Consider the following 19162-nt stretch of genomic DNA (forward strand, 5'->3'; position numbering starts at 1 on the left):
CTAAGAAATTAGTCCAAGATAGTAGAAGCAGAAAGAAAAACACAGACAGTTCGGCTGAATTTCATCAGAATCAGCTTGAATCTATCTGTGTTTTTTATTTACTGGCTAGTTTTTGCCCAGTCTCTTTACAATCTTTGATTGAGATTCGTTTTTGTTTATCAGTCATTTACCCACACCCCGCTGACATAATCCTCAGATAGAATGGTTTGACTTAAAACTTTTTTTGCTTGCCAGTCATAGATGAGTGCCTTACCAGCCAGAATCAATAATAATCTGTTACCGTCTAGTTGGCGGACATGGTCAATATAATAAGGACGAGGATTAAGCTCGTCTAGACGGTGGTAGCTCTCTTGACCTGTTTGGGTATTATAAATGGTGAAAGAGATTGCAGATAGCCAATCGCTTTCGTGCTCAATGAATAATAGGTTATCTTCCTTGAGTGGTTGGATGCTTCCTGGTGCAGGCTGTGATAAGGTTATGGAGGAAAATGTACGTGTCTTTGTATTGAAGGTCAAAATATCATAGGAAGTCTCAATATCCTTGTAATCTAAAGCATGGTGACTAGTGATTGGAAGATAGAGTATATCCTTTGCAAGGAGTCCTTCATGAGCTACTAGATTTTTATCATATTCGACTATATCTGATCTTGTAAAGCTTGTTTTATCGATAATATAGAGAACATTTTTTTGAGAATCTGATTGACCAGTGGTCATTTGATTGCCGTTTAAATAAATGAATGTATCATCTGCATAGACATATGGAAGTGGGAAAAAATCATCATCTAGTTTTAATTGATTTTTTAATTTGAACGTATTATCGAACTGTGATAAGGCATGGAAAGGACCTGCTGTATAAAAATGTTGTCCATCAGTTCCGCTGATGTAGGTAGCGTATTTGCTTGGCTTACGAAGAATTTCTCCTGTTTTGAAATCAATAGAAACCAAATTGTCATTGGTAAATTTCTGCTGGTCATTGGCAAAAACTAAATATTGATTGTCTATAATGTGGTTTTTTCCAGAGCCGAAATAGTTGTCCGAATTCATTTTTTGAGTGTGAATGAGCTTTGGCTGGTCATTAGATAATTGAAAGGCTTCGATTTTACCTGGATAAACGAGATAGAAGTCAGCATTTGAATCGAGTTCTACTTTGGCGTGTTGATAAGTTTCCAATTTCCAAGCGATAAAGGAAAAAATAAGGCAAAAAGCGGCAAGTAAAGCAATTATCATTTTTTTCATAGGGTAAGCCTTCTTTCTATTCATAGTATAGTTTATTTTTTAGAGAAGGACAAGTTTTAATCTGTTAATATACAAAAAGTGTGCAAAAACTGAACCTTTCGTCTTTAATCACAATTTGAATCATTAAAAATAGCTTAGAATCACGGTTTCTTACGACGTAATTCTAAGCTATTTTCTATTTTTAAGACTTGCTTAGCCTCTTCTTATTTTCCAAGACAGAATTGGCTAAAGAGTTGGGTGATGAGTTCATCTGGAGCAGCATCACCTGTTATTTCTCCTAAAATCTGCCAACAGCGTGTCAGGTCAACCTGTAACAAGTCTACTGGCATGCCCATTTCCAGACCGTCGTTGACGGCTTGCAGGCTTTGGACGGCTTGCTCAATCAGGGAAATATGACGAGAATTGGAGAGGTAGGTAGCATCTTGCTCGACCAGCCCAGCATTTTCAAAGAAGAGCTGGTTGATTTTTTCTTCGATTTGGTCAATATTCTGGTTTTTCAAGACGGAAATGCGAATGACATCCTCGGGCAGTTGGTCTGCTTCAATCTGCTCTTCCAGGTCGGTCTTGTTGAGCAGGACGATACGGTTGGCCAAATCGGAAATGGCTAGGAGATTGCGGTCTTGCTCGGTTAGTGGCTCGGATGCGTTGAGGACTAGTAGGATGAGGTCGGCCTCCTCAAGGGCTTTTTTAGATCGTTCCACGCCGATTTTTTCAACGATGTCATCTGTTTCACGGATACCTGCTGTATCAATCAGCTTGAGGGGGACACCTTTGATGTTGACGTATTCTTCGATAACGTCGCGTGTTGTTCCTGCGATGTCTGTAACGATGGCTTTTTCCTCGCGGAGAAGATTATTGAGCAGGCTGGATTTTCCCACATTGGGACGACCGATAATAGCAGTAGCGATGCCTTCACGCAGGATTTTTCCACGGCGGGCAGTACGGAGGAGATTTTCCAAAAGGGCTTGGAACTGGAGGGTCTTCTCGCGGACCAGCTCTGTCGTCGCCTCCTCGACGTCGTCATACTCAGGGTAGTCGATATTGACCTCGACCTGTGCCAGTGTGTTGAGAATCTCCTGACGGGTGTCGTTGATGAGCTGTGAGAGGGAGCCATCAAGCTGGCGGACGGCATTGTGCATGGCCTTGTCGGTCTTGGCACGGATAACATCCATGACGGCCTCGGCCTGGGTCAAATCCACACGGCCGTTGAGAAAGGCCCGCTTGGTAAACTCGCCTGGCTCAGCCATTCGAGCACCTTGGCGAATCAGGAGTTGAAGGATTTCGTTGGTAACGGCGATGCCTCCGTGGGTGTTAATCTCGATGACATCTTCGCGCGTGAAGGTGCGTGGGGAACGCATGACACCCAGCATGACCTCGTCAAGCACTTGCCCTGTCGCAGGTTCAATAATGTGGCCGTAGTTGAGGCTGTGGCTGGGAACAGTTGCTAGGTCCTTTCCCTTGAAAACCTTGCTGGCAATGGCAAAAGCATCCGTCCCAGACAGGCGGACAATCCCAATGGCACCCTCACCGAGAGGAGTTGAAATGGCTGTTATTGTGTCGAATTCTTTGGTGATCATAATAATGTGCTTTCTAACTAGAATCTGAATTCACAAGTAAAGTATTTTTTAGATAAGAGGTAGTTTGTCGCAAATCAAGACAGTTTTTTGAGAGAATACTAACTGTATTTTGAAAAAAAACTAAGGCTAAGTAGCTGATAAACTATCCTTAGATGGAAGTGCTGAACTGTGAATACAGGTTCTTAAATCTTACTTATAAGTTTAACATGGAATGATAAAAAAAGCACATTTTAGAGATGATGATACAAAGATATGTATTGAAAACGATTTGAAATTTGATATAATAACAATAGAAACAAAAAAGCACCGAATCGGTGCGCAAAATTGAGTACGGACAAAGCCTTATTTTAACTCGCTGTGTTGTTTCGAATGGTTTCAACAAAATTATTATATAGCATCTTACAGATATTTGCAAGAGTTTTTATAAAAAATTGTTGCACTCTAAACCAACAAAGTGCTAAAACTAAATACAAATCACTCTTGATTATAACAAAATTATCAGCAATAACAAAATCCTTTTTACAAAAATATATAATTTCTTGCATCTATCTAAAGTGTTGTGTATAATTCAATTGTATTTATGTTTTTAATTTGTATTTAAGGAGATTTAAAAAGTGAAGAAGAAAAAATTAATTATGTTTACATAGTTTTTTAAATTTCTTAAAAGTATAGTAGAGTTAATAACAACATTATTAAATTAGTAATAAAACAAAGGAGTAAAACTATGGTGAACAAAAAATATGCCATCGGGATTGATATTGGTACCAATTCTGTTGGTTGGTCTGTTGTTACAGATGATTATAAGGTGCCTTCAAAAAAAATGAAGGTATTTGGAAATACCGAAAAGGGGTACATTAAAAAAAATTTACTAGGTACCCTACTATTTGATGAAGGCAATACAGCAGAAAGTCGCAGACTAAAGCGAACAGCTCGTAGACGTTACACACGCCGCAGAAATCGTATCTTATACTTGCAAGAAGTATTTGCAGAAGAAATCAATAAGATTGATGACAGTTTTTTCCAACGCCTTGATGATTCTTTTCTTATTGTTGAGGATAAGCAAGGAAGTAAGCATCCAATTTTCGGAACCTTGCAGGAGGAAAAAGAGTACCATAAACAGTTTCCAACTATTTATCATTTAAGAAAACAATTAGCAGATTCTTCTCAAAAAGCAGATATTCGTTTAATTTATCTTGCGTTGGCTCATATTATAAAGTATAGAGGGCATTTTCTGTTTGAAGGGGATTTAAAATCTGAAAATAAAGATGTTCAACATTTATTTAAAGATTTTGTTGAGATGTTCGACAAAACTGTTGAAGGTAGCTATTTATCAGAGAATCTACCAAATGTTACAGATGTTTTAGTTGAAAAAGTCAGTAAGTCTAGACGTTTAGAAAATATTCTTCATTATTTTCCAAATGAAAAGAAAAATGGACTGTTTGGTAATTTTCTTGCACTTGCCCTAGGGCTACAGCCTAATTTTAAAACAAATTTCGAGCTGGCTGAAGATGCAAAAATCCAATTTTCTAAAGAAACGTACGAAGAAGATTTGGAGGAGTTATTAGGTAAAATCGGGGATGATTATGCTGACCTGTTTATCGCGACAAAATCCTTGTACGATGGGATATTGTTGGCAGGGATTTTGTCAACAACTGATTCTACAACAAAAGCTCCGCTTTCTAGTTCAATGGTTAATAGATATGAGGAGCATCAAAAGGATTTAGCTTTACTAAAGAAATTTATTCATCAGAATTTGTCCGATTCCTATAAAGAAGTTTTCAATGATAAGCTAAAAGATGGTTATGCAGGTTATATTGAGGGCAAAACGACGCAGGAGAATTTTTATAGATTCATAAAAAAAGCAATAGAGAAGATTGAGGGAAGTAATTATTTCATTGATAAAATTGATAGAGAAGATTTCCTTAGAAAACAACGTACCTTTGATAATGGTTCTATTCCTCACCAAATTCATCTCCAAGAAATGCATGCTATCATTCGCAGACAGGCCGAGTTTTATCCGTTTTTAGTAGAGAATCAGGATAAGATTGAAAAAATACTAACTTTCCGTATTCCTTATTATGTTGGTCCGCTGGCACGAGGAAAGAGTGAGTTTGCTTGGTTAAATCGTAAATCAGACGAGAAGATTCGGCCTTGGAATTTTGATGAAATGGTTGATAAGGAAACTTCCGCCGAAAACTTCATCACTCGTATGACAAACTATGATCAATACTTGCCGGATCAAAAGGTTCTTCCAAAGCATAGTCTGCTATATGAAAAGTTTGCAGTATATAATGAGTTGACAAAAGTTAAATTTATAGCAGAAGGAATGCGTGATTATCAATTCCTTGATAGTAGACAAAAAAAGGATATCGTCAAAACTTTCTTTAAAACGAAGCGAAAAGTCACAGCCAAAGATATCAAATCTTATTTGGAAAACTCCAATGGCTACGAGGGGGTTGAATTAAAAGGCCTTGAAGATCAGTTTAATGCTAGTCTTCCAACTTATCATGATTTGAAAAAAATAGTATCTGAAGATTTCCTTGATAATCCAGAAAATGAAGATATTTTGGAAAATGTTGTGTTAACTCTAACTCTATTTGAAGATAGAGAAATGATTAGAAAACGCCTAGAGAAGTATAAGGATGTATTGACAGAAGAACAACGCAAAAAGCTGGAACGTCGGCATTATACTGGTTGGGGTCGATTATCTGCTAAGTTAATTAATGGCATTCGAAATAAAACTACGAGAAAAACGATCTTGGATTATCTAATAGATGACGGAACCAGTAATCGTAATTTTATGCAACTGATTCATGACGATACTCTATCATTTGTAGATGAAATCAGACTAGCACAAGGTTCTGGAGAAGCAGAAGATTATCGCGCAGAGGTGCAAAATCTTGCCGGAAGCCCAGCCATAAAAAAAGGAATCCTACAAAGTTTAAAAATTGTGGATGAATTGATAGGGGTTATGGGATATGATCCTGAGCATATCGTTGTTGAAATGGCTCGTGAAAATCAGTTTACGAATCAAGGTCGCCGTAATTCGCAACAGCGCTATAAGAAAATAGAGAATGCGATTAAGAATTTAGACAGCAACTTGAATTCAAAAATTCTTAAAGAATATCCAACAAATAATCAAGCGTTGCAGAATGATCGACTTTTTCTCTATTATCTTCAAAATGGAAAGGATATGTATACTGATGAAGAGTTAGATATTGATCAGCTCAGTCAATATGATATTGATCATATCATCCCACAAGCATTTATTAAAGATGACTCATTAGATAATAAGGTATTGACTAAATCTGCTAAAAACCGAGGTAAGTCTGATGATGTGCCAAGCCTCGAAATTGTTCATAAAAAGAAAAACTTCTGGAAACAGTTATTAGATTCTCAACTTATTTCGCAACGTAAATTTGATAACCTGACCAAAGCGGAGCGAGGTGGGTTGACCAATGAGGATAAGGCAAGGTTTATCCAGAGACAATTAGTGGAAACTAGACAAATCACAAAGCATGTGGCTAGAATTTTGGATACGCGCTTTAATACGAAGTTGGATGACGCTGGAAATAGAATTCGTGATCCGAAAGTCAATATTATTACCTTGAAATCAAGCTTAGTATCTCAATTTAGAAAAGACTATCAGCTGTACAAGGTACGTGAGATCAACAATTACCATCACGCTCATGATGCCTATCTAAATGCAGTAGTAGCAACAGCTTTATTGAAAAAGTACCCTCAGTTAGCACCAGAATTTGTTTATGGAGACTATCCAAAATACAATAGCTATAAATCTCGTAAATCGGCAACCGAGAGGGTCTTATTTTATTCTAATATCATGAACTTTTTCAAGCGAGTTGTGAAATCTTCCAAAACAGGGACGGTAAAAATTAGACCTATTATTGAGGTAAACAAGGAAACCGGGGAAATTGTTTGGGACAAAAAGTCGGACTTTAGAACGGTTAGAAAAGTCTTATCTTATCCGCAAGTGAATGTTGTGAAAAAAGTAGAGATGCAAACTGGCGGATTTTCTAAGGAATCCATTTTACCACATGGTAATTCGGATAAACTCATTCCTCGAAAAACTGAAAAATTCTATCTTGATACAAAAAAATATGGTGGATTTGATAGCCCAACAATTGCTTATTCAATTTTACTAATTGCAGATATTGAAAAAGGGAAGGCCAAGAAACTAAAGAAGGTCAAAGAACTCATTGGTATCACCATTATGGAGAGAATGGCATTTGAAAAAAATCCTATTGAGTTTCTTGAACATAAGGGCTATAAGAATATTCAAGAAAGGAATATTATAAAACTACCTAAATACAGTCTATTTGAATTAGAAAATGGACGGCGAAGACTTTTAGCTAGTGCGAAGGAGTTGCAGAAGGGAAATGAAATGGTTTTACCACCTCACTTGGTGACATTGCTATATCATTCAAGTAATATTCACAAAATCACTGAGCCCATTCACTTAAACTATGTTAATAAAAATAAACATGAGTTTAAAGAACTTTTGAGACATATATCAGATTTCTCTACTAGATACATTTTGGCTCAAGATCGTCTGAGTAAAATAGAAGAATTGTATGATAAAAATGATGGAGATGACATTAGTGATTTGACAAGTTCATTTGTAAATCTGCTAACCTTTACGGCTAATGGGGCTCCAGCCGCATTCAAATTTTTAGGTTCTGTTATTGATCGTAAACGTTATACCTCAACCGCTGAGATTTTAGATGCTACCCTCATTCATCAGTCTGTGACTGGTCTCTATGAAACACGTATTGATTTGAGCAAATTAGGAGGAGACTAATGGGCTGGCGGACTGTTATTGTAAATACACACTCCAAACTATCATATAAAAATAATCATTTAATTTTTAAAGATGCTACTCGGACAGAAATGATTCATCTGTCCGAGGTTGACATCTTATTGCTGGAAACAACTGATATTGTGCTGTCTACGATGTTGATCAAGCGATTAGTAGATGAAAATATTCTGGTTATTTTTTGTGATGATAAGCGACTACCAACAGCACACTTGATGCCTTATTATGCTCGACATGATTCCAGTTTGCAACTTTCGAAGCAAATTGACTGGGAAGAAGCAGTCAAAGCTGAAGTTTGGACACATATCATTTCCCAGAAAATACTAAACCAAAGTATCTATCTCAGTGCGTGTGGTTTCATTGAAAAATCTCAATCCGTCATGAATTTGTACCATAGCTTGGAGCTCTTTGACCCTAGTAATCGTGAAGGACATTCTGCGAGGATTTACTTTAATACTTTGTTTGGAAATGATTTTAATCGAGAACTTGATAATGACATCAACGCAAGTCTAGATTATGGCTATACCCTGTTACTTAGTATGTTTGCGCGTGAGGTTGTTCTTTCTGGCTGCATGACACAATTTGGTTTAAAACACGCTAACCAATTCAATCAATTCAACCTTGCTAGCGACATCATGGAACCTTTTCGGCCTATCATAGATCAGATTGTTTACGAAAATCGAAATCATAGTTTTGTTAAAATTAAGCGTGAATTGTTTACAATTTTCTCAGATACATTTCAATACAACAATAAGGAAATGTACCTGACTAATATTGTTAGCGATTATACGAAGAAAGTGATTAAGGCACTCAATAATAAAGGGAAAGGAGTTCCTGAATTTAGGATATGAGTTACCGGTATATGAGAATGCTATTGATGTTTGATATGCCTACAGAAACAGTTGATGAAAGAAAGGCATATCGTAAATTCCGTAAATTTTTAATCAACGAAGGGTTTATTATGCATCAATTTTCAGTCTATAGCAAGTTACTCCTGAACAATTCAGCCAGTAATGCTATGTTGGAGCGACTAAAGGCAAATAATCCCAAGAAAGGTAATATCACACTTCTGACAGTTACAGAAAAACAATTTGCTCGTATGATTTATCTCCATGGTCAGCGAGATGACTGTATAGGAAATACGGACTCTCGAATAGTCTTTTTAGGAGAGGAGATTTGATATGAAATTGAACTTTCCGTTACTAGACGAAGCTCTGACGGTCGAGAAAGCAACTATTTTTGTTGTAGAGGATACGACAGTATTTTCTCGACTGGTTAGGAATTTATATCAATATCAAGATGGAATAGAATTAAAAATTTTCGACGAACAATTTAGGTCCATTAAAGATTCCGAGCTGATGGTGGTGACAGATATTTTAGGATATGACATTAATGCTGCACCAATACTGAAGCTTATCCATGCTGATTTAGAAAATCAATTAAATGAAAAACCAGAAGTAAAATCAATTATTGAAAAATTAGCAAATTCTATTACTGAACTAATCTCTTATGAATGTCTAGAGAATGAGCTTGATTTGGAGTATGATGAGATTACGGTTTTGGAGTTGATAAAGGCGTTAGGGGTCAAAATTGAAACTATCAGTGATACGATTTTTGATAAAATTTTTGAGATTTTACAAGTTTATCAATTTTTGAATAAGAAGAAATTTCTTGTCTTTATCAATGTGTTATCTTATTTGACGGTGGATGAAATTCAGAAAACTAGGGAGTATATTGAACTTTCCAATATGGATGTTCTTTTTCTAGAACCGAGAAAAAGAAAAGATTTCCCTCAGTATGTTTTGGATAAAGACTATTTCTTACTATCGGAAAATATGGTAAAATAAATACATACAGTACAAATATTAGAAACTATTCGAAACTGAAGTCTGGCTGAGACAAATGGCGCGATTACGAGATTTTGTGATAAAAAATAGTCTACGAGGTTTTAGAGCTGTGCTGTTTCGAATGGTTTCAAAACAGAAAAGCTATTATCACTTGGTAAATTTCGGTTTTAGAGCTGTGCTGTTTCGAATGGTTTCAAAACTTGTTATCATGCTTTTTTAACTCTCCAAGTGTTTTAGAGCTGTGCTGTTTCGAATGGTTTCAAAACTTAAAATTAAGAGTAAAAGACGTCCAAGGTGTTTTAGAGCTGTGCTGTTTCGAATGGTTTCAAAACCGGCGGTCAAGGGGTTTGTTCACACCGTTAGTTTTAGAGCTGTGCTGTTTCGAATGGTTTCAAAACAGGTTAGGTTAGTTGAGGGTAGTTTAGATAGTTTTAGAGCTGTGCTGTTTCGAATGGTTTCAAAACTAGACTACCTTAGTCCTGTTACTAACGAGTGTTTTAGAGCTGTGCTGTTTCGAATGGTTTCAAAACTTATGTGATATCGAAATCAACCCGTATGAAGTTTTAGAGCTGTGCTGTTTCGAATGGTTTCAAAACTAGCTTCGGTGGTGAATCCACTAAGAGCCAGTTTTAGAGCTGTGCTGTTTCGAATGGTTTCAAAACATGAATTTGTGTCGTTCTAGTATCTCTCATGTTTTAGAGCTGTGCTGTTTCGAATGGTTTCAAAACTTTTTCTGTGAACCAATAAAATAAACATCAGTTTTAGAGCTGTGCTGTTTCGAATGGTTTCAAAACTATTGGCATTTTTTGATCATTAGCTGCTACGTTTTAGAGCTGTGCTGTTTCGAATGGTTTCAAAACTGGTAAAGAGTTGTTTTAGATAAGCGTCATGTTTTAGAGCTGTGCTGTTTCGAATGGTTTCAAAACATTTACAAAATTATCAATACTGATTTGTATGTTTTAGAGCTGTGCTGTTTCGAATGGTTTCAAAACTAGCAGGTACTATAATAAATATTAGGGCTTGTTTTAGAGCTGTGCTGTTTCGAATGGTTTCAAAACATCGGAAACACCCTCAATACCCCAAGAGATGTTTTAGAGCTGTGCTGTTTCGAATGGTTTCAAAACTGAAACTTTTTCAGCAACGGCTGGGAATGTGTTTTAGAGCTGTGCTGTTTCGAATGGTTTCAAAACTATAATGACGTTATTATACTAGCTTATGCTGTTTTAGAGCTGTGCTGTTTCGAATGGTTTCAAAACTACCGTTAATTGGTAACGGATACGACGCTTGTTTTAGAGCTGTGCTGTTTCGAATGGTTTCAAAACATAAAAATAATCAAAATATAATCTTAAAGCGTTTTAGAGCTGTGCTGTTTCGAATGGTTTCAAAACTCGAGGAATCGGATGTGTGGATGTTATCTGGTTTTAGAGCTGTGCTGTTTCGAATGGTTTCAAAACTTCTTTACGATTTCCCAAGCTGTCTTCCTCGTTTTAGAGCTGTGCTGTTTCGAATGGTTTCAAAACAGGTATAGTTTTCTTAGGTTCTTTCCTAATGTTTTAGAGCTGTGCTGTTTCGAATGGTTTCAAAACCTTTAACCTTGAAGGAAATGCACAAATCGTGTTTTAGAGCTGTGCTGTTTCGAATGGTTTCAAAACATAACTCCTTGCTACGTAAAGCACGCTTGTGTTTTAGAGCTGTGCTGTTTCGAATGGTTTCAAAACTTTGCACCAACAATCCCTTCAACTACTTCTGTTTTAGAGCTGTGCTGTTTCGAATAGTACAATAAGCAGTAAGTTTATAAAGGAAGGAGGGGAGTAACTGGATGTCAAAACTGTTATTTTTTAATACTTCTATTTCTAACAGTAGTAGTGAATATTGTAACTTTAATTATCAAAAAAATTACTAAAGAGATTGAAAGAAATAAGTGGGGATGAAATTGATAAAGAGCTTAATTTAATAGGTCTTCCTGATTAAAGTCTGCATTTATATCATTGTTTTAATTTTTTATAATTTTTACGATAGCCTAGAAAATACTGTCGAAATTAATTCCCCTCCATTTTCCTCCAAGATTTCTAACTGACTCTTGTCCCACCCCCTTTTCCATGCTATACTATATGTATTCGTTTTACTTCAAAGGAGACAAAGATGACAAACCTAAAAGAGCAGGTTGGGATTAAGGCGGCGGAATTTGTGACGGACGGGATGATTGTTGGGCTGGGAACTGGTTCGACGGCATACTATTTCGTGCAGGAGATTGGTCGCCGGGTTGCGGAAGAGGGCTTGCAGATCACAGGCGTAACGACCTCTCATGCTACGGCAGAACATGCTGCGTCCCTTGGGATTCCCCTAAAAAATATAGACGAAGTCGAATATGTGGACTTGACGGTGGATGGAGCAGATGAGGTTGATGGAGACTTCAATGGGATTAAAGGCGGTGGCGCAGCGCTTCTCATGGAGAAGGTGGTCGCGGTCAATAGTAAGGACTGCATCTGGATTGTGGATGAGTCTAAGGTGGTTCAAACCCTAGGAGCTTTCAAGTTGCCGGTAGAAGTTGTACAGTACGGTGCGGAAAATCTTTTCCGACTATTTGAGAAAAAAGGGTATCGTCCAAGTTTCCGTATGCGTAATGGAGAAAAACATATCACGGATATGCAGAACTTTATCATTGACCTTGATTTGCGCAGAATAGAAGACACATATGCATTGGCGGAAGAATTGGATCGGACCGTCGGTGTTGTAGAACACGGTCTCTTTATTGGATTGATTTCCAAGGTAATTGTTGGTACACCAGAAGGACCGAACATCATCGAAAAGAAATAAATTGAAAACGCTTCTCATTTTGGTACAATGAGAGGCTTTTTTATGGTATAATGAAAACACGAACGTTTAGACTCTTCAAAAATCTATCCCCTTACCTCGTAGCAGTCAGACGATAGGTACTGAAAAAGCGATAGCTGAACAGCAGGCAGTGAAGCGAGTAACAGTATCTAGTTTTGATGGTTAGGAAGTTTGATGCCGAGAGCTGTGACTGTATAAGTATTGCACCCCATTAAAATGTTTAGATGTGGTAACGATAATTTCCAGTCTAGCAACTTGGTTGGATATTGATTTTGGTTGAATCTAACTATTCAAATAAAGGAGACAATTATGCCTAAATTTAAACGTGTTCACTTGGTAGTTATGGACTCTGTCGGAATCGGCGCAGCACCAGACTCAGATAAATTTTTCAATGCGGGTGTAGCAGATACAGAATCTGATACTCTCGGTCACATTTCTGAAAAAGCTGGGCTTGAGGTGCCTAATATGACCAAGATTGGTCTTGGAAATATCCCTCGAGATACAGCGCTTGCGACAGTTCCTGCTGAAAGCCATCCAACTGGTTACGTGACTAAGTTGGAAGAAGTATCGCTCGGCAAGGATACCATGACTGGACACTGGGAAATTATGGGTCTCAATATTACTGAGCCATTTGATACATTCTGGGATGGTTTCCCTGAAGAGATTTTGACCAAAATCGAAGAATTCTCAGGTCGTAAAATCATCCGCGAAGCAAACAAGCCGTATTCAGGTACAGCTGTCATTGATGACTTTGGTCCTCGCCAAATGGAAACAGGGGAGTTGATCGTCTATACCTCCGCAGACCCTGTGCTTCAGATTGCAGCCCATGAAGACATTATTCCACTTGATGAGTTGTATCGTATCTGTGAATACGCTCGTTCCATTACCCTTGAACGCCCAGCTCTTCTAGGCCGTATCATCGCCCGTCCATACGTTGGTGAGTCAGGCAATTTCTCACGAACTGCCAACCGTCACGACTATGCAGTATCACCGTTCGAAGCAACAGTACTCAACAAACTGGCAGATGCGGGTGTACCAACTTACTCAGTTGGTAAAATCAGTGATATTTTCAATGGTTCAGGTATTACAAATGATATGGGTCACACCAAGTCCAACATGCACGGTGTCGATGTGTTGATTGATACTCTGAAGTTATCAGACTTCGAGGAAGGTTTCTCCTTCACAAACTTAGTTGACTTTGATGCTGTGTATGGTCACCGTCGCAATATCGAAGGCTACCGCGATTGTTTGCAAGAGTTTGATGCACGTATTCCAGAGATTATTGACAATATGCGTGAAGATGACCTGCTCTTGATTACTGCAGACCACGGCAATGATCCATCCTATGCTGGAACAGACCATACACGTGAATATGTGCCACTCTTGGCATACAGCAAGGCTTTCAAAGGTAGTGGTGTCTTGCCAGTAGGTCATTTTGCGGACATTTCAGCAACCGTTGCGGAAAACTTCGGAGTGGATACAGCCATGATTGGCGAAAGCTTCTTGTCACAATTGGTTTAATGGAGAAGCTAACGGTCTATTACAATCCTGACTGTAGCAAGTGTAAAAAATTAAGAATATTGCTGTCCAGTCAGGATATGGAAGTCAAGTGGGTTAATTATCTAGAAAATCCACTGACAGCAGAGGAATTGACAGCACTCTTGGAAAAAATGGGCAGTCAGCCTTCAGCAGTTATTCGGTTGACAGAAGAAGAGCGAGCAGGTTTATCAGAAGAACAACTCTTTGAGCGTTTAGTGGAAGAGCCTGCTCTTCTCAACCGTCCCATTATCGAGCGTGAACAGACAGCCTTTCTCTGTCGTCCGCTCGACATCATCAAGGAAAAAATGCCAGAATATGACTGGTCGGATTATTTATAAAAGGAGAAAATATGAGTTTACTTGCAAAAATCAATGAAACAAAAACGTTCTTGGAAGAAAAAGGTTTGGTAAAACCTGAATTCGGTTTGATTTTGGGTTCTGGCTTGGGTGAATTGGCCCAAGAAGTTGAAAACGCCATTGTCATCGACTATGCAGATATTCCAAACTGGGGTAAGTCAACAGTTGTAGGTCATGCTGGTAAGTTGGTTTACGGTGATTTGGCAGGACGTAAGGTCTTAGCTCTTCAAGGTCGTTTCCATTTCTACGAAGGAAATCCGATGGAAGTTGTGACCTTCCCAGTCCGTGTTATGAAAGCCCTTGGTTGTGAAGGTGTGATTGTAACAAATGCCGCAGGTGGTATCGGCTACGGTCCAGGTACCCTTATGGCCATTACAGACCACATCAACATGACTGGCCAAAATCCATTGATTGGTGAAAACTTGGAAGAATTTGGTCCACGTTTCCCAGATATGTCAAATGCCTACACTAAAGAATACCGTGAAAAAGCCCATGCCATTGCGGAAAAATTGGGTATCAAGTTGGACGATGGTGTCTATCTCGGCGTGACAGGTCCTACCTATGAAACACCTGCTGAAATCTTGGCCTTCAAGACTATGGGTGCCCATGCAGTCGGTATGTCAACTGTGCCAGAAGTTATTGTGGCAGCTCACTCAGGTATGAAAGTCTTGGGTATTTCTGCTATCACAAACTTTGCGGCTGGTTTCCAATCTGAACTCAACCACGAAGAAGTTGTAGAAGTAACCGAGCAAATCAAGGGCAACTTCAAGGGCTTGGTGAAAGCTATCTTGGCTGAGTTGTAAGCATTCGAAAATAGAACAAAGAGGTACATTACATGTCTATCCATATTTCCGCAAAACCAGGCGAAATTGCTGATAAGATTTTGCTTCCTGGTGATCCACTCCGTGCTAAATTTATCGCTGAAAACTTCCTTGAAGATGCAGTTTGCTTCAACGAAGTTCGCAATATGTTCGGCTACACAGGTACCTACAAGGGGCATCGTGTCTCTGTCATGGGAACAGGTATGGGGATGCCATCCATCTCTATCTATGCCCATGAATTGATTAACGAATATGGTGTGAAAAAACTAATTCGTGTGGGAACAGCAGGTTCTTTGAACGAGGATGTCCATGTCCGTGAATTGGTCTTGGCTCAGGCAGCTGCGACCAACTCTCGTATGATCAATATTGACTGGCCAGAGTACGATTTGCCACAAATCGCTGATTTTGATCTTTTAGATAAGGCTTATCATATCGCCAAAGAACTCAACATGACAACGCATGTTGGCAATGTTTTATCATCAGATAGTTTCTATTCTCCAAAATTGTTTAGTCGCAACTTAGAATTAGGTCAACTAGGTGTCAAGGCTGTAGAAATGGAAGCAGCTGCACTTTATTACCTAGGTGCTAAGTTTGGCGTTCAAACGCTTGCCATTATGACGATTTCAGATAGCTTGGTTAATCCAGAGGAAGACACCACAGCAGAAGAGCGTCAAAATACTTTCACGGATATGATGAAAGTTGGTTTGGAAACTCTGATTGCAGAATAATTAAGAATAATTCTGGGAGTGGGAAAGAACTCGACTGGTCTAAAAAAGAGTTCGTCTTCCCACCCCCGCACAGTTGATTAGGTCAGATTTGGAGTGTGAAACACGAACAAATCTGCCAATCAACCACTGCGCTGAGATGTTTACACGAACCCTGAGAAGCGTGGCTGGACTTTTTGTCCAGCCTCGTTTAAAAGGCGAACCAATTTCTATTTGTACGGAAGTTGGCTTGTCTTTTTTTTATAAATAGGGTATAATTAAGAAAACGTTTACAAAGGTAGAGCGAAACCTTTCTGAATGATTACGTTAATATATCCAGGAGAAGCCTTATGATTAATTTACAAAATTTTGTTCAGTCTATGTATGCCAAACGCATTGAAGATTGTACAGACCAAGAACTCTATTACGCCTTGCTTGCTTTTACAAAACAGCAGAGTGAAGCTAAGTATACAAATGACCAAAAGAAAAAGGTCTACTATATTTCAGCAGAGTTCTTAATTGGTAAGCTCTTGTCTAATAACTTGATCAACTTGGGTGTTTATGATGAGGTGAAGAGCCAGCTTGCAGCAGCAGGTAAAGACTTAATTGCTATTGAAGATGTGGAGATGGAGCCATCACTAGGAAATGGTGGTTTGGGTCGTTTGGCTGCCTGCTTCCTTGATTCAATTGCTAGTCTAGGTCTTAATGGTGATGGGGTTGGTTTGAATTATCACTTTGGACTGTTTAGACAATTATTTGAATACCATCAGCAGTCTGCTGTGCCAAACGAGTGGATTACACCACGTTCATGGTTAACGGAGTCACCGATTTCTTATCAGGTGCCATTTGCTAACTTTACCTTGACTTCTAAGTTGTATGACATCGATGTACCTGGTTATAAAATGGAACGCAAGAATCGTCTTCGCTTGTTTGACCTTGGTTCAGTTGATGACAATATTATTTATGACGGAATAGAGTTTGACAAGGAAGACATTTTCCGAAACTTGACTCTCTTCCTCTATCCAGATGATTCGACAGACGAGGGTAAAGTTCTCCGTATCTTCCAACAGTATTTCATGGTATCAAATGCAGCTCAACTCTTGATTGATGAAGCGGTTGCCAAAGGGTCAAACCTCCATGACTTGCCTGATTATGCAGTGGTTCAAATCAACGACACTCACCCATCCCTTGTCATTCCAGAATTGATTCGTCTCTTGGAACTTCGTGGCATTTCCTTTGATGAGGCAATTGAAATTGTCAAGAAAATGACTGCCTATACCAACCACACAATCTTGTCTGAAGCCCTTGAAAAATGGCCGCTTGACTTCTTGAACCGTGTGGTGCCTCACTTAGTACCATTTATCGAGGAGTTGGACCGCCGTGCAAAAGAAGTGAAAAATGATCCGGCGGTTAATATCATCGATGAGCATGGTCGTGTCCACATGGCCCACATGGATATTCACTACGGCTACTCTATCAACGGTGTAGCAGCCCTTCATACTGAGATTTTGAAGACATCTGAGTTGAAAGCCTTCTACGAGCTTTACCCAGAGAAATTTAACAACAAGACTAACGGTATCACCTTCCGCCGTTGGCTCATGCATGCTAACCCAAGCTTGGCTAATTATCTTGATGGCCTACTTGGTCATGGCTACCACCATGATGCCAGCGAGTTGGAAAAACTCTTAGAGTATAAGAATGACAAGGAATTAAAATCTTGGTTAGAAAAAACCAAGCAACACAACAAGCGTAAGTTGCAACGTCATATTGCTAAGACGCAAGGTGTCCATGTCAATCCAGAATCCATCTTTGATGTACAAATCAAGCGTATGCACGAGTACAAGCGTCAACAGATGAATGTTCTCTATGTTATCCACAAGTATTTGGATATCAAGGCAGGCAATATCCCAACTCGTCCATTGACAGTCTTCTTTGGAGGAAAAGCAGCACCAGCTTACACAACGGCTCAAGATATTATCCACTTGATTTTGGTCTTGTCACAGGTTATCAAAAATGATCCAGAAGTAGCACCACACTTGCAGTTGGTCATGATTGAAAACTACAACGTAACGGAAGCCAGCTTCATCATTCCAGCGGCAGATATTTCAGAGCAGATTTCTCTTGCATCTAAAGAAGCATCTGGTACTGGTAACATGAAATTCATGCTCAACGGTGCCTTGACTATCGGTACAGATGACGGTGCCAATGTGGAAATTCATGAATTAGTTGGTGATGAAAATATCTATATCTTTGGTCAAGATAGCCAAACAGTTATCGAACACTATGCAAATGGAACCTACCATCCATATTCCTTCTACGAACGTGAAGCCATTCGTCCATTGATTGACTTCATTACATCGGATACCATTCGTCATTCTGGTGGGATCGATGAGCGTCTCTGGCGTTTGCAGGACAACCTTAAGCACAATGACCACTTCATGACCTTGCTAGACTTGGAAGACTACATTGCGACCAAGGAAAGAATGTTAGCAGACTATGAAGATCGCGACAGCTGGTTGGAAAAAGTCATCGTCAACATCGCTAAAGCAGGTTTCTTCTCGTCAGACCGTACTATTCAACAGTACAACGAAGACATCTGGCATTTGGAAGCGTAGCATATAAAAATGACCTTTCGGGGTCATTTTTTCTGTATTTATGTGACTTTTAGTCCGTCACGCTCCGTAAGGTGCGTGACAAATAAACCACCCGCTATGCGGGTGTGCGACGAAGGTTATACCAAAAAAACTCCAAACGCGATACAATAAAGGTGTTCAAGCCTATAGTAAAGCGAGAGGAGAAAAGTATGGCACAAAAGGCACATAGTTTATCACATACAAAGTGGCTGTGTAAATACCACATTGTCTTCACCCCTAAGTATAGACGAAAAATCATCTATAATCGATATCGAAGTAGTTTGGGAGAAATATTCCGACGTTTGTGTAGTTATAAAGGCGTAGAAATTATTGAAGGACATCTGATGCCGGATCATGTTCATATGTTAGTCAGTATTCCTCCGCGATTAAGTGTATCAAGCTTTATGGGATAATATTTAAAAGGTAAGAGTGCTCTTATGATGTTTGATAAACACGCCAATCTCAAATATAAATTTGGCAATCGCCATTTCTGGGCAGAGAGCTATTATGTAAGTACAGTTGGACTTAATGAAGCCACAATTAAGAAATATATTCAAGAGCAGGAAAAGCATGATATAGCACTTGATAAATTGAGTGTAAAAGAGTATGAAGATCCCTTTAGGGATAATGGCAAGTAGTACGAATGCCTCTTTAAGAGGCTAGTGACGAGTCAAAAGCAGTGAGGCTTGAACAAAGTGAAAGCCAGCGTCTTTAGGCGCTGGCTGGTGATGTGGGCTTACAGCCCTTGTTCAAACCACCCGTTTGACGGGTGGTCATGATT

At 38.9% G+C, this 19162-nt stretch carries 12 protein-coding genes, 1 pseudogene and 1 CRISPR repeat array; of the genes and pseudogenes, 11 read left to right on the plus strand and 2 right to left on the minus strand.

What is annotated here, in order from left to right; genetic code table 11:
- Nucleotides 1-158: 158 nt before the first annotated feature.
- On the minus strand, nt 159-1235 hold the full coding sequence (locus K5Q34_RS10875) for a hypothetical protein (protein ID WP_221864994.1): 1077 nt from the start codon (nt 1233-1235) through the stop codon (nt 159-161).
- 203 nt (nt 1236-1438) lie between these two features.
- Nucleotides 1439-2812 (minus strand): tRNA uridine-5-carboxymethylaminomethyl(34) synthesis GTPase MnmE, encoded by a 1374-nt coding sequence (mnmE, locus tag K5Q34_RS10880; protein WP_205027882.1) that lies wholly within the window; start codon nt 2810-2812, stop codon nt 1439-1441.
- Nucleotides 2813-3539: 727 nt separating this feature from the next.
- Here mnmE and cas9 point away from each other — a divergent pair.
- The 11 genes and pseudogenes from cas9 to tnpA all read left to right on the plus strand — a co-directional run bounded on the left by cas9 (nt 3540) and on the right by tnpA (nt 19019).
- Nucleotides 3540-7631, plus strand: coding sequence for a type II CRISPR RNA-guided endonuclease Cas9 (cas9, locus tag K5Q34_RS10885; RefSeq protein ID WP_221864996.1), 4092 nt, complete (start codon nt 3540-3542; stop codon nt 7629-7631).
- Nucleotides 7631-8497 carry a type II CRISPR-associated endonuclease Cas1 gene (gene cas1 / locus K5Q34_RS10890; protein ID WP_105179276.1) on the plus strand — a complete coding sequence of 289 codons (867 nt, stop codon included), beginning with the start codon at nt 7631-7633 and terminating at the stop codon, nt 8495-8497. The genes cas9 and cas1 overlap by 1 nt, the downstream gene beginning before the upstream one ends.
- On the plus strand, nt 8494-8826 hold the full coding sequence (cas2, locus tag K5Q34_RS10895; RefSeq protein WP_024381495.1) for a CRISPR-associated endonuclease Cas2: 333 nt from the start codon (nt 8494-8496) through the stop codon (nt 8824-8826). The genes cas1 and cas2 overlap by 4 nt, the downstream gene beginning before the upstream one ends.
- Nucleotide 8827: 1 nt before the next feature.
- Nucleotides 8828-9493, plus strand: coding sequence for a type II-A CRISPR-associated protein Csn2 (csn2, locus tag K5Q34_RS10900; protein WP_221864995.1), 666 nt, complete (start codon nt 8828-8830; stop codon nt 9491-9493).
- 98 nt (nt 9494-9591) lie between these two features.
- Nucleotides 9592-11277: a CRISPR direct-repeat array (repeat unit 36 nt; unit sequence GTTTTAGAGCTGTGCTGTTTCGAATGGTTTCAAAAC).
- A 358-nt stretch (nt 11278-11635) separates the two neighbouring features.
- The gene (gene rpiA / locus K5Q34_RS10905) at nt 11636-12310 is read left to right on the plus strand and encodes a ribose-5-phosphate isomerase RpiA (RefSeq protein ID WP_002935597.1); all 675 of its coding nucleotides are present in this window, start codon (nt 11636-11638) and stop codon (nt 12308-12310) included.
- Between the two features lie 327 nt (nt 12311-12637).
- Entirely contained in the window at nt 12638-13849 is a 1212-nt protein-coding gene (locus K5Q34_RS10910; RefSeq protein WP_172104740.1) for a phosphopentomutase, read from the plus strand.
- Nucleotides 13849-14205, plus strand: coding sequence for an arsenate reductase family protein (locus K5Q34_RS10915; protein ID WP_105116382.1), 357 nt, complete (start codon nt 13849-13851; stop codon nt 14203-14205). The genes K5Q34_RS10910 and K5Q34_RS10915 overlap by 1 nt, the downstream gene beginning before the upstream one ends.
- Nucleotides 14206-14216: 11 nt before the next feature.
- Complete coding sequence (locus K5Q34_RS10920; RefSeq protein ID WP_014638303.1) at nt 14217-15026, plus strand: purine-nucleoside phosphorylase; 810 nt, start codon at nt 14217-14219, stop codon at nt 15024-15026.
- 32 nt (nt 15027-15058) lie between these two features.
- A complete protein-coding gene (gene deoD, locus K5Q34_RS10925) occupies nt 15059-15772 on the plus strand; it encodes a purine-nucleoside phosphorylase (protein ID WP_014638302.1) in 714 nt (237 codons plus the stop codon).
- A gap of 326 nt (nt 15773-16098) precedes the next feature.
- Nucleotides 16099-18363 carry a glycogen/starch/alpha-glucan phosphorylase gene (locus K5Q34_RS10930; RefSeq protein ID WP_172115952.1) on the plus strand — a complete coding sequence of 755 codons (2265 nt, stop codon included), beginning with the start codon at nt 16099-16101 and terminating at the stop codon, nt 18361-18363.
- Between the two features lie 188 nt (nt 18364-18551).
- A pseudogene (tnpA, locus tag K5Q34_RS10935) lies at nt 18552-19019 on the plus strand (IS200/IS605 family transposase).
- Nucleotides 19020-19162: the final 143 nt, after the last annotated feature.

Origin of the sequence: Streptococcus sp. 2018110 (genome assembly GCF_019754115.1) — a bacterium.
GTDB classification, from domain to species: Bacteria; Bacillota; Bacilli; order Lactobacillales; family Streptococcaceae; genus Streptococcus; species Streptococcus hashimotonensis.

Coding starts and splice junctions, on each gene's coding strand:
- K5Q34_RS10915 (WP_105116382.1), top strand. CDS start 13,849: ATGGAGAAGCTAACGGTCTATTACAATCCTGACTGTAGCAAGTGTAAA.
- deoD (WP_014638302.1), top strand. CDS start 15,059: ATGTCTATCCATATTTCCGCAAAACCAGGCGAAATTGCTGATAAGATT.
- K5Q34_RS10920 (WP_014638303.1), top strand. CDS start 14,217: ATGAGTTTACTTGCAAAAATCAATGAAACAAAAACGTTCTTGGAAGAA.
- K5Q34_RS10875 (WP_221864994.1), bottom strand. CDS start 1,235: ATGAAAAAAATGATAATTGCTTTACTTGCCGCTTTTTGCCTTATTTTT.
- mnmE (WP_205027882.1), bottom strand. CDS start 2,812: ATGATCACCAAAGAATTCGACACAATAACAGCCATTTCAACTCCTCTC.
- cas1 (WP_105179276.1), top strand. CDS start 7,631: ATGGGCTGGCGGACTGTTATTGTAAATACACACTCCAAACTATCATAT.
- K5Q34_RS10930 (WP_172115952.1), top strand. CDS start 16,099: ATGATTAATTTACAAAATTTTGTTCAGTCTATGTATGCCAAACGCATT.
- csn2 (WP_221864995.1), top strand. CDS start 8,828: ATGAAATTGAACTTTCCGTTACTAGACGAAGCTCTGACGGTCGAGAAA.
- rpiA (WP_002935597.1), top strand. CDS start 11,636: ATGACAAACCTAAAAGAGCAGGTTGGGATTAAGGCGGCGGAATTTGTG.
- cas2 (WP_024381495.1), top strand. CDS start 8,494: ATGAGTTACCGGTATATGAGAATGCTATTGATGTTTGATATGCCTACA.
- K5Q34_RS10910 (WP_172104740.1), top strand. CDS start 12,638: ATGCCTAAATTTAAACGTGTTCACTTGGTAGTTATGGACTCTGTCGGA.